This is a genomic window from Aquimarina litoralis (assembly GCF_019295435.1).
Taxonomy (GTDB): Bacteria; Bacteroidota; Bacteroidia; order Flavobacteriales; family Flavobacteriaceae; genus Aquimarina; species Aquimarina litoralis_A.
Map to the genome: position 1 here is coordinate 1 of NZ_WEKL01000041.1, position 12,481 is coordinate 12,481.

A 12,481-nucleotide genomic window follows, 5' to 3' on the forward strand; every position below is an offset into this window, starting at 1 on the left:
GCGTTATACAAGGGTGTAAGATTATCTTTATTTACAGTATTCACATTTGCATTATTTGCTATGAGTTTTTCTGTCATTTTTACGTTCCTTCGCAGTACAGCATACATAAGAGGAGTGTCATCATATTTGTTTTTTACATTAATATCAATTCCTTTTTCCAGAAGAAAATTAAATACTTCCTCTTGATTACAATACGCAGCAAAATGCAACAAGTTAGATTGATTTTTACTTAATGCATTAATGCTTGTTGTTTTTAGTAAAGAATCTACCTTCTTCAGGTTTCCTTCACAAGCATATTTAAAAATAGTTTTCGTTTGAGCATTTGATAGTGTAGTAGTCGCAATGATGAATGCTAAAATTGTTTTTTTCATATCTAAATAATGTTATCGAACTAAAATTACCATCAAAACACAGGTTATTTTACAAGAATTATTGCGAAGCGGACATATTTAGTATTTAAATGGACTTTAAAATTTTGTTCAATACAAACACAGTAATCATATACGATTCTCAAGAAATTTCTGAATTCACTTTTTACAAAAATCTAATTGAGTTAAGCCCATTATTCCTATATTTAAAAGCCAAATTATGAGTGGATGAAATACATTGAGAAGTCTGCTCAGTATTGGTAATATTAGCACAAAAAATCACATAACACATCTTATAACTATGAATTTCCTTTCAAATTCAAGATTACTATTTTTCTTATTTTTTACTTCAAGTATTACCGTCTTTTCACAAAGTTTTGAAGCTTTACAATACCGTACTGTAGGTCCAGCACGTGGCGGTCGTGTTACAACAGTAACTGGAGTGACAACCAAACCAGGTACTTTTTATTTAGGTGCTTCTGGTGGAGGTGTTTGGAAATCTAACGACTATGGAACAACCTGGAATAATGTTTCTGATGGATTTTTTGATTCACCTTCTATTGGAGCCATACAGGTAGCCGAAAACGACCCCAATATTGTATATGTAGGTACTGGTTCCGATGGATTAAGAAGTAATGTCATTAGTGGGAAAGGAATATATAAGTCAATTGATGCTGGTAAAACATGGGAACATATTGGATTGAAAAATGTGGGACAAATTGGTGCGGTAGAAATTGACCCTACTAATAGTAATGTGGTTTGGATAGCCGCAATTGGCAATGCTTTTAAAAGTAATTCAGAACGAGGTATATACAAAACTACTGATGGAGGAAAAAACTGGGAAAAAGTGCTGTTTGTTTCAGATAAAGTTGGTTTTTCAGACCTTGAACTATTACCTGGAAACCCAAATGTGATTTATGCTGCTGCATGGAAGGCTGAACGCAAACCATGGACTATTATTTCTGGAGGTACCGCAGAAGAAGGAGGTATCTACAAATCTATAAATGGAGGTAAAGATTGGGTCAAACTCAAAACTGGACTTCCTCAAAAAACGATTGGAAAAATAGATTTGGCAGTATCTCCTGCAAATTCAAGTATTATTTATGCGGTTATCGAGGCTCCAAAAGGAGAACAAGGGCTTTACAAATCAGTAGATCAAGGGAAATCCTTTGAACATATTTCAGATGATAAACGGCTTGTCAATAGACCTTTTTATTATACTAATATAGAGACAGACCCTACAAATCCTGATATCATATATTCTAATGCCAATCCTCTAATTAAATCAAAAGATGGAGGAAAAACTTGGAAAGTGATGAAAGTTCCTCATGGCGACAACCATGATATTTGGCTAAATCTTAATAATCCAAAACTATTGATACAAGCAAATGATGGCGGAGCTAATGTTAGTTTTAATGGTGGTAAAACATGGTCTTCACAATTTAATCAACCTACTGCCGAATTGTATCAAGTAGAAGTTGATGATCAATACCCGTATTGGCTATATGCAGGCCAACAAGACAATTATAGCACGATAGCGATACCGAGTTTTCCACCAAGTGCAGTACAAAGTGTAGGTTCTGCATGGGTAATCAATACCGGAGGTTGCGAAACAGGACCTGCAGTTCCAAAGCCAGGAAACTCAAATATTGTATATGCTAATTGCAAAGGACGTTTTAGTGTCTTTAACAAAGTAACAGGTGTTGAAAAAAGCTATTATGTTGGAGCTTCTAATATCTATGGGCATAATCCCAAAGATTTAAAATATCGTTTTCAGCGAGTTGCACCGGTGCATGTTTCTCCGCATGATCCAGATGTAATCTATCATGGGTCACAATTTTTGCATAAGACAGATTCTGATGGATATTCATGGGAAACCATTTCACCAGATTTAACAGCTTTTGAGGATGACAAACAAGTAATTTCGGGGAGTCCTATCACACGTGATATTACAGGCGAGGAGTATTATAGTACGCTGTATTCTATAAGAGAATCTGTATTACAAAAAGGACTAATCTGGACAGGATCGAATGATGGAATCATTTCTATAACTAGAGATGGAGGTAAGACTTGGAAAAATGTAACTCCAAAAAAGCTACCAAAAGGAGGTAGAGTAGAATCCATTGCTCCATCACAGCATGATATGGCAACAGCTTATATTGCTGTGGATAGACATCTTTTAGGAGACGCAAAACCTTATCTTTATAAAACTACCGATTATGGTGTTAGTTGGACTTTATTAAGTACCGAATCTAACGGAATTCCTAATGATTACACGACTCGTGTTTTGCGAGAAGACCCTATAAAGCAAGGGTTATTATATGCTGGAACCGAATATGGAATGTTTGTTTCATTAGATGATGGTAAAACTTGGCAATCATTTCAACAAAATCTTCCGGTGACGCCAATTACAGATATTAAAATTTTTAGAGGGGATTTGATATTAAGTACAATGGGACGCGGTTTTTGGATCCTAGATAATATTACAAGTCTTCGGGATAATGCCATGTCTAACTTAGCAATGTCAGCACATCTTTTCAAACCTGATACTACTATCCGATATCGTTACCCAAAAATAAGAGCATCTAATAGCTTTCCCCAATACCCAAGAACTGCAGTGTATATTGATTACTATTTGTCTAAAAAATCCAAAGGTTTAAAATTGGAAATTCTAAATGCAAAAAAAGAATCAGTTATTACGATTCTGAGTGATAGTACTTTATTAAAATCTTCTGTAAGTGAAGAGGAAGACATGAATTTAAGTACTACCTTTCGTTACGTTAATAAAAAATTAACTTCAAAAAAAGGTTTGAATCGTTTTGGTTGGGACTTACGTAAGAAAGGTCCATGGCATAAAGAAATAAGGAAGCGATATAAAAACGGACCTATGGTTCCTCCTGGAAAGTATATTGCTAAGCTTACAGTGGATAACAAAACTATGGAACAAGAATTTGAAGTATTGATCGATCCTCGTGTTAAAACTGACGGTATTACTCAAGAATTACTTCAAAAACAACACATCGTTCAGAACAAGATAATCGCATTGCTATCTGAAGCTCGTATGGAACAAGATCAATTGGAAAAAGAATTAAAGCAGCTAAAAAACAAAAAAAACAATACAGATAATGATAGATTGAAAAACATAAATGATGCTTTAAAACTACTTAAAAATAAAGAAGGAGCCTATCCACAACAGATGTTAGTATCGCAAATCTCATACATCTACAATATGGTAACAGGTGCCGATCAAATAATTGGGAAAGATGTGATGGACCGTTATAAGGAATTAATGTTCAATTTTACAGAGATTAAAACTAAGGTTACTAAAGTTATATCAACCAGCTCTAAGTAAAATGACGGTATAAATAAGAGTATAACAATTCAAAAATATATTACGACATTTCAACATATTCCAATTTTATTTTTTTCTCTGTCTTATGATATTTGAACTTGGTTGTACCGCTAACAACAGCTCATTTTTAGGTTTGCTTGCTATTCAAATAATCCCGTTATTCGTGTATGTATGGTATTATCAAAGAAATGGAAACTAGATGTTAGCATTTTTGAATTTCTATGTGTTATAGGAGATATTCATGAACGTTCTCTAAAACAAAACCTATACCTTTTATTAAACTAACATTTATGCCATTATTCAATAAACAGAAACGTATACAATACCTAGGGTTTGATGATGTTCGATCTTGCCTTATTGGTATTTTCATTATAAGTTTTATCACCAACTACCTTTTCAATACTACACCAGAACGTAATACTTTCGATCTTATATTTATTGGCTATGCTGTTAATGTATTCTTTACCATTTGTTATTGGTTATTAGTCCGTAACATCCTAATTTTTTTGAGAAAAAAATATCCTGATTTTAAAGATGATAAAAAACGTATTATCATCCTTATGCTATCCGTAGTTTGCACTGTAGTTATTGTGGATTATGTTGGAGGTGAATTAACAGCGCGCTTTATCCGATTATTTGGATACACTTCTAATCATCGTGTAGAATTAAAAGTACTGATTCCCATCGTTCTTATTACAGTTATGGTAATGGCTATTTATGAAGCTATTTACCTCTATAACCGATTAAAAAAGTCCATACGTGAAGAAGAACAAGCCAAACAAGTAATGATTCTGGCGCAGTTGGATACATTAAGGAATCAGGCTCGTCCTCATTTCTTATTCAATAGTTTAAATACATTACGCGATATTATTGATCAAGATTCTAAAGAAGATGCTAAGGGATTTGTGGATAATCTATCAGATGTGTACCGTTTTATTATTGAGTCGGGTAATTCCAATATAATATCTTTAGAAAAAGAATTGAAATTTGCTAAGGCTTATATTCATATACAATCCGAAAGGTTTGGCGAAAACTTACAGGTAAACTGGGATATTCCAGAAGATAAACTCTCTATTATGATCGTACCTATGAGTTTACAACTATTGTTAGAAAATGCTATCAAACACAATGTAGTTTCCAGATCTAAGCCATTGATCATAAACATATCTATCGAAGAAGATAGTTTGATAGTAAGTAATAAAATTCAAGCAAAATCTACGCAAACACCATCTACCAAGATTGGATTAAAGAATATTGAAAAACGGTATCAATTAATATCTAACAAAACCCCTGTTATTTCTAATGATGGGGAGAATTTTATTGTAACATTACCTTTATTAAATTCATCAAATCAAAAGAAAAGTCATGAAAATATTAATCGTTGAAGATGAACCACGTGCAGCACGTCAATTGGAAAACTTATTACACAAAACTACTTTTGATTTTGAAATACTAACCATAATTGATTCTGTTGAAGATTCTGTTTCCTGGTTTCAAAAAAATATATCACCAGATTTAGTGTTCATGGATATTCAATTAGCAGATGGTTTAAGTTTCGAGATTTTTCAAAAAACAGAAGTAACAGCACCCATTATTTTCACTACAGCTTTTGATCAATATGCTATTCAGGCGTTTAAAGTAAATAGTATTGATTATTTACTAAAACCCATTAAACAGAACGATTTAGATGCTGCATTACATAAATTCTCAAAATCTCAAAGTACATCAAATCCTATTGAGGCTAATATTTTGAAAGAATTACTTAGTAGTATGCAAACTACACAAGAAAGATCTGGAATATTGGTGAAGGAGGGAAGTGGTTTTGTACAAATACGAATTTCTGAGCTTTTATATATGTATTCACAGGATAGTATCACTTTTGGTATTACACATAATAAACGCTATATCATTGATGAAACGATGGATCAATTATATGACTCTTTAGATGGCAGTAAATTTTATAGGATTAATAGAGGTCAGATCGTATCCAAAATAGCGATTCAAAAAATAGAACCGTATTTCAACCATCGTGTAAAGCTATCAGTATCAAATCCTCGCGATCAGGAATTCATTGTAAGCAGACAAAAAACAAGTGATTTTAAAGATTGGATGAATAAATAAACCACTATTGAATGGAAGATTCATAGTTTTTATTAAGACTGAAAGTCATCTTTTTTGATATCAATTCTTGTTCTTAGCTTTTAGCCCTTTGCTATTCGCATTTTTTGAAAAACTAACTACCAAGAGCTAATTTCCTAAAGCACTCAATAATATTTGTAAAAACTGAAAGTAAAATGCACTATAAAGTGCATAGTTTTAACTATTTCTGAGACCAATAAAAATATCTATGACGTTTCAACTAACAATAACTACGTTTCAGCATAAATTACTACTATCAAGGACAGATTAAAACCATATTTGTGATGTAATTAATAATCAATCTCTGAACGAATTCAGTTAAAAAAATAACATCATGAAAAAAGTACTCATCATCATCCAGCTATTATTTTGTTTTCAATTATCTGCACAACAAACTCCAAGTGTAAAACAATGGCAAGAAGATCTACGTTTTCTTCAAAACACGATTCATAAAGATTATTCCTTTCTTTTTGTAAAAACGACAAAAGAAAATTTTGATGCTCAGGTAGAACAACTTTATAAGGAAATTCCTAATCTAAAAGAACATGAAATCCGAGTAGGATTATCACGAATTGTATCCTCATTTAAATATGGTCATACTCAAATTCCTTATGGAACAGTGACCAAGAGTGGCATTCTTCCAATTAATTTATATGATTTCGACGATGGAATTTACATTGAAGGTGTCCAAGAACAGTATAAAAAAGCGTTAGGAGCGAAGGTGTTGAAGATAGGAGAGACGCCTATAAAAAAAGCGATAGAATTAGTATATCCAGTTGTTTCTGTAGAAAACGAGCAATATTTTAAAGCCTATGGTTTACGATTTTTAATTTCGCCAGAAGTATTACATGCGCAAGGAGTAATCCCTACACTATCCAATAAAGTTATATTGACACTTGAAAAAGAAGGAAAAGTCTTTACTCATGAATTTACTACCATTGATAGAAAAGATAAACCAAAAACATTCAATTTTACATTACCAACAGAGGAGTGGCTTACAGCACGTAATACAGATACAACACCATTATATCTAAAGCATTTCGATGACAAACTATATTATTTTGAATATTTAGAAGATAAAAAGACATTATATGTAAGACAAAGCTCTGTATTTAATGATCCTAAAGAAACCTTAGCGCAATTCTACAAACGTATGTTTGAATTTATTGATTCAAATAATGTTGAAAAATTAGTGTATGATGTACGTTTGAATGGCGGTGGAAACAATTACAACAATCTACCATTGATAAAAGGATTAATGGCAAGACCAAACCTTAACAAAAAAGGCAATTTCTATTTCATTATTGGTCGAGATACATTTTCAGCTTGTCAAAACTTAACCAATGAAATTACCAGATATACAGAAGCAATTTTGGTTGGAGAGCCTACAGCAGAAAATATTAACTTTTATGGTGATGCTAGAGCTGTCCAATTACCAAATAGCAAGATCAATGCATATATATCTTATTTATGGTGGCAAGATTATCCTGCTTTAGAAAACAGGGATGCAACAACACCAAGTGTTCCTGTTTCTATGAGCTATGATGCCTATATCAGCAATCAAGATCCTATATTAGAAGCTGCATTGAATTTTAATGCTGAAGATTTCCAGCCAAAACCTATGGAATATATCACGCAGTTATATGTAACTGGGCAAGGAGCAAAATTAGCACAGGAACTTCCTAGAATGGTACAAGATCCACGTTATGCTTTCTGTGATTTTGAAACCGAACTCAACAAAAAAGGAAACATTTTATTAGAAAGTGGTCGTGGGCCAGAAATTCAAGGTTCTATTCAGGTATTCTCGATGATTTCACAAATGTATCCAAACTCTGCTTTGACCTATAAAAATTTGGGAAGAGCATACCTAAAATTAGGGGATACTAAAAAAGCTACTGCGTTGTTGAATAAAGCAATTTCCTTAGATACAAACGGAGAACAAGGAAAAGCAGCTAAAGAAGTACTTTTGCAAATTGCGAATTAGTAAAAACTAGAAAGAAAAGTAATACCCAAATGCCAATTATGGTATTTGGGTATTTAATTATCTAAGATTGGGTATGACACTCGACCGGTTGAAATGTTTACGTATTATATGATTTTACATTTCCCTCCCAAAAAGAAGAAAATCTTGTGCTCCTCGATTGCTTAAAAACAAGTCTTTAATACCATCGCCATTGATATCCTCAAAATCAATATCAAAGCCTTTCCCTTTAATATTTGAAGGCATAAAAGTTCCTGTAGCGTCAGAAAACATTCCTTTGCCATCGTTTATGTATACGCTAAAAGGACTACTTACCCGAAATTTAGGTCCACTGGTGTTTCCAGTCATAATATCCATATCCCCATCACGATCAATATCTAAAAAAGCCACGCCAAAACAACGATTTTCATCTTTAGGAAGATGCGTTTGGGTAATATCTGTAAAAAATCCTTTCCCATCATTCAACAGTAATCGATTTTGTCGAAGAGCTTTGGGTACAAAAGCTTGTACATTACCATACAAAATATCCAAATCTCCATCTCCATCAATATCAGCAGTGACCACTTCTCTAGTTTCCTCAGGTTCATTTCGATAGGGAAGTCGCTCTGAAGATTGATCTTTAAAAAAGCCTTTTCCATCATTTACCAAAATCCGATTGGCACCTTCATTTCCTACTAATAGATCTTGATCCCCATCATTATCGATATCACAGAGCGTAAGATCTTGTGTTACATCTATAAATTCACCGAATCGAGCTATCGTTTCATCGGTAAAATGTCCTTTTCCATCATTGATTAATACATTGTTCTGACCATTATTTCCAATGAGTATATCTGGCGCTTTATCACCATTGATATCATAAACTACTACAGAATTAGAAGTGCCACTAACCGGAATTCTATTTCCGCCATCAGTAAATGTACCATCTCCATTATTCAAGTATAGTTCATTGGTTTTATCATCTTCACTTACGACGATAATGTCTGGATCCCCATCTAGATCAAAATCAGCAATTCCAATATCTTCACTATCGTGAGCTATTTGAGGTATTTGTGAACTTTTATTCGTAAATACTCCTTTTCCATTATTAATCAATAAGATATTAGGGCGATGTTCATTAGCAATCAGAATATCAGGATCGCCATCACCATCTAAATCAGCAATGGCAGCATCCATAGAAAGCGCTTGTAAATCTTTATAAGGAAGGTGTGTTGTTGTTACATCTTTATAGAAAGAAGTAGCTATTGCTACATTAGACTTCTTTTCCTGAGTATATCCGAGAATGGTAATCCCTAAAAGTAAAGGTACTATATAATCCTTTTTCATTAATTTCTATGTTTTTGCTAATGTAATGGATTACTAAAGTTAGTTCGTAAAAATCTATTCTAAAAGTTTATTAAAAGTTTGATAATGCAATAGCTTTTATCTGTAAACTATAGCTCCTTAATTATCAATAATTTTAAACTTTTTATATCAAACTGCAACCTTTTTTTAAGAACCGCTGTCTAATACGTTAAGGATAAAAATGGAAGAAAATCATATAACAGATAGGCATTTGGTAAAAAAGGTCTTAAAAGGAGATACTAAGGCTTTTGAGACCATCATTACGAATACACAAGGTTTGGTAATTCAAATTGTCTATAAAATGATTGATAACCATTTGGACAGAGAAGATTTGATTCAGGAAATTTATCTAAAAGTGTATCATAAGCTTTCAAGCTTTAAGTTTAAAAGTAAACTTTCTACTTGGATAGGTACTATTTCATATAACAGCTGTATTAACTTTCTTGAAAAGAAGAAAATACCAATAATTCAAATTCATGATCCAGAAACACATGAATTCGAGCATATTGAGAAACGAAGTTTAATGCCCTTTTTTATCAATCAAACGAATGATTATATCCTAAAAAAGGAACGTACCAAAATATTAGAAACCGAGATAGAAAAATTGTCACCAGTTTACAAAACAYTTATTACACTTTTCCATAATAAAGAATTGAGTTATGACGAAATTTCAAAAATTACTGGTTTGCCTAAAGGCACATTGAAAAACTATTTACACAGAGCAAGAAAGTTATTACGTGATAATCTCTTGGAAACCTATAACAAAGAAGACTTATGAAAACAGAGCACGCAACAGATGAACAAATCCAAGCATATGTATTTGATATACATAACTCCGATGATTTGGTAATTGAACATATCGATTCTTGTACCTATTGTAAAAGTATCGCAAACGAGTATCAATATTTATCTGATAGTATAAAATCAATTCCTGAACCAAGTTTAAACATTAATCTTTCTGCTAGTATCTTAAAAAACCTACCGCAAACACAACCAAAACAAAGTTGGGATTATACTAGAATAACTACTTTGTTTATTTTAGGATTCGGTGTATTAGCAATTATAGGAGACTTAATAATAAATAGTACTATAAGCGTTGTTTTTATGGAACATGTTAACACTATTTTCATGGTGTTTATTGGATTTGTTATTGCTGTTCTTTGGATAATAGATATGCTCAAAACCTTCAGAAAAAAAATGACTCGCCTACATTATTTATAAGTAATTGCAACCTTTAAAAGTGCTAGCTGTCTAATTCATTATAACAAGAAATAAAAAGTATGAAACCATTAATAATAATCAATGAAACGAGAATAGATCCAGATGTTTATAAAATTGGTGTGATCATCTTCTTAATTATTCTTGTATTATCATTTATACTATCAGTTTTGAGATATGTATTAGATCATAAACTAAAGAAGAAGATGCTTGAAAAAGAAATTTCAGAAGAAGTGATTGCATCTATTTTACAGAAAGACTCAAAAGGGGCAAAGCATAATAGTATCAAATGGTTTTTGGTATTAATGGGAACAGGTATAGGGCTTTTTATCAACTCTCTATACTTACCCTTAGGTATACACTCTATTGGAATTATGGCGATTAGTATTGCTCTTGCATTTTTGATGCATTCCATTTATCTAAATCGCTTCGGCTAATAGCTTACATCTCAAATAACATATTAATTATCAAACTTTTGTTGGGTTTCATTGCAATGAAGCCTAGCTAAAACACATCCATATATCACTAAAATCCAATAATCATGAAAAGATTAATTACCGCTTGCTTCTTCATTTGGGGCATCATAACGAACCTTAATGCACAAGTACAGCAAGATGAGAATACACTTAAAAATAAAATAGATCACTACTTAATTAAAGGAGTTCAGCAAGGGTTTTCTGGAGCTGTTTTGGTCGCTAAAAATAATCAGATAATCCTACATAAAGGATATGGAATGGCAGATAAAGAAAATATGATTCCTTATGATATCACAACCGTTTCTACAATAGGTTCAGTTACCAAACAGTTTACTGCCACAGCAATTCTAAAGTTAGAAGAATTGAACAAATTAAGTACTGAAAATACAATAGATACCTTTTTTCCAAACCTTCCAGATGATAAAAAAAGTATTACCTTACATCAATTGCTAACGCATTCTTCGGGATTAGTAAGTGGATTGGATGGAGGAGACTTTGAGGATATTCCAACGAAGAAATTCTTTAAAAAATTATTTGCTACAAAACTCCTGCATAAACCTGGTACAAAATATCATTACGCTAATACAGGTTATAGTGTTTTAGCAAGAGTTATAGAATTAGTTTCTGGTATGAATTATGAAAACTTCTTGTATACTTATTTGTTTAAGCCAGCAGGAATGAATAATACTGGATATTTAATTCCAAATTGGAAAAATCATACCATTGCATCTGGTTACATCTACAATATCATTAATGTTGGAACCTTAATTTCCAGATTTCAAAAAAGTGGAAAAGTCTTTTGGAATCTAAAAGGAAATGGAGGTATTCATTCTACAACAGCGGATATGTTTAAATGGTATGAAGCTTTAAAAACGAATAAGATCATTACTCGAAATTCCCTTAAAAAGCTAACTACACCTTATATACAGGAATATGATGATGGTCAAAGTCAATATGCCTATGGTTGGGCTATATATAAATCTAAAAATAATTCAAAGATTATAAGTCATAACGGTGGTAATAATATCTTTTTTCATGATTATATCTGGTTACCACAAGAAGATATTGTTATCCTATTATTTACAAATTGTAGTAGTAGAGAAGTGGAAGTTGCATGGCCTATTCAAAAAATGATGTTAGATGCTAACTACACGCCAAAACCAATCAAAAGGAGTATTTATCAATTAACGTACGACTATATAACCGAAAGGAAGAGTAAAAATCCTGTTGATTTAATTGATGAGATAAGAAAAAAGTATAGTTCCCAAATTAAAAACCCAAATCAGTTAAATCGTCTTGGATATAGAGTATTAAAAAATCAACTTATAGAAACAAATGAAAATGGAAAATGGGCAATAGCCATTTTTAAATTAAATACCGAACTATTTCCTGATAATGGTAATCTATGGGATTCTCTCGGAGAAAGTTATGCCAACAATAACCAAATAGAAAATGCTATAAAAAGTTATAAAAAAGCATTAGAATTAGGGCAAGATAGCAATTGTGATTGGTGTGAAAGTTCTACGAAAGCTTTGAATGCATTATTAGAAGCACAAGCTAGTAATAAATAAAATCAATGTTACTAAGTAAGCAGTGTAGGAGC

Annotated in this window: 10 protein-coding genes; 8 read left to right on the plus strand and 2 right to left on the minus strand. The window is 32.2% G+C overall.

Features of this window, described 5'->3' with window-relative positions; genetic code table 11:
- Positions 1 to 371, minus strand: a 371-nt coding sequence (locus tag GBO31_RS17975) for an ankyrin repeat domain-containing protein (protein WP_219009851.1), incomplete at its 3' end; no start/stop codon positions are given.
- Positions 372 to 669: 298 nt separating this feature from the next.
- Here GBO31_RS17975 and GBO31_RS17980 point away from each other — a divergent pair.
- The 4 genes from GBO31_RS17980 (at position 670) to GBO31_RS17995 (ending at position 7,843) form a co-directional block, all read left to right on the plus strand.
- Positions 670 to 3,720, plus strand: a complete 3,051-nt coding sequence (locus GBO31_RS17980; protein WP_219009852.1) for a WD40/YVTN/BNR-like repeat-containing protein — start codon at positions 670 to 672, stop codon at positions 3,718 to 3,720.
- 290 nt (positions 3,721 to 4,010) lie between these two features.
- On the plus strand, positions 4,011 to 5,105 hold the full coding sequence (locus tag GBO31_RS17985; protein ID WP_219009853.1) for a sensor histidine kinase: 1,095 nt from the start codon (positions 4,011 to 4,013) through the stop codon (positions 5,103 to 5,105).
- Entirely contained in the window at positions 5,086 to 5,841 is a 756-nt protein-coding gene (locus GBO31_RS17990) for a LytR/AlgR family response regulator transcription factor (protein WP_219009854.1), read from the plus strand. Before GBO31_RS17985 ends, GBO31_RS17990 begins: the two co-directional genes overlap by 20 nt.
- Before the next feature lie 352 nt (positions 5,842 to 6,193).
- Positions 6,194 to 7,843, plus strand: a complete 1,650-nt coding sequence (locus tag GBO31_RS17995; protein WP_219009855.1) for a tetratricopeptide repeat protein — start codon at positions 6,194 to 6,196, stop codon at positions 7,841 to 7,843.
- A gap of 114 nt (positions 7,844 to 7,957) precedes the next feature.
- Here the strand turns inward: GBO31_RS17995 and GBO31_RS18000 are convergent, their stop codons facing one another.
- Positions 7,958 to 9,166 (minus strand): FG-GAP repeat domain-containing protein, encoded by a 1,209-nt coding sequence (locus GBO31_RS18000; protein ID WP_219009856.1) that lies wholly within the window; start codon positions 9,164 to 9,166, stop codon positions 7,958 to 7,960.
- A 199-nt stretch (positions 9,167 to 9,365) separates the two neighbouring features.
- Between GBO31_RS18000 and GBO31_RS18005 the strand changes: the two genes are divergently transcribed.
- From GBO31_RS18005 to GBO31_RS18020, 4 genes are all read left to right on the plus strand, one after another.
- Positions 9,366 to 9,962 (plus strand): RNA polymerase sigma factor, encoded by a 597-nt coding sequence (locus GBO31_RS18005; RefSeq protein ID WP_219009857.1) that lies wholly within the window; start codon positions 9,366 to 9,368, stop codon positions 9,960 to 9,962.
- Positions 9,959 to 10,405, plus strand: a complete 447-nt coding sequence (locus tag GBO31_RS18010) for a hypothetical protein (RefSeq protein WP_219009858.1) — start codon at positions 9,959 to 9,961, stop codon at positions 10,403 to 10,405. The genes GBO31_RS18005 and GBO31_RS18010 overlap by 4 nt, the downstream gene beginning before the upstream one ends.
- A 59-nt stretch (positions 10,406 to 10,464) precedes the next feature.
- Positions 10,465 to 10,839 carry a hypothetical protein gene (locus GBO31_RS18015; RefSeq protein ID WP_219009859.1) on the plus strand — a complete coding sequence of 125 codons (375 nt, stop codon included), beginning with the start codon at positions 10,465 to 10,467 and terminating at the stop codon, positions 10,837 to 10,839.
- A gap of 104 nt (positions 10,840 to 10,943) precedes the next feature.
- Positions 10,944 to 12,449, plus strand: coding sequence for a serine hydrolase (locus GBO31_RS18020; RefSeq protein WP_219009860.1), 1,506 nt, complete (start codon positions 10,944 to 10,946; stop codon positions 12,447 to 12,449).
- The last annotated feature ends 32 nt before the right edge of the window (positions 12,450 to 12,481 follow it).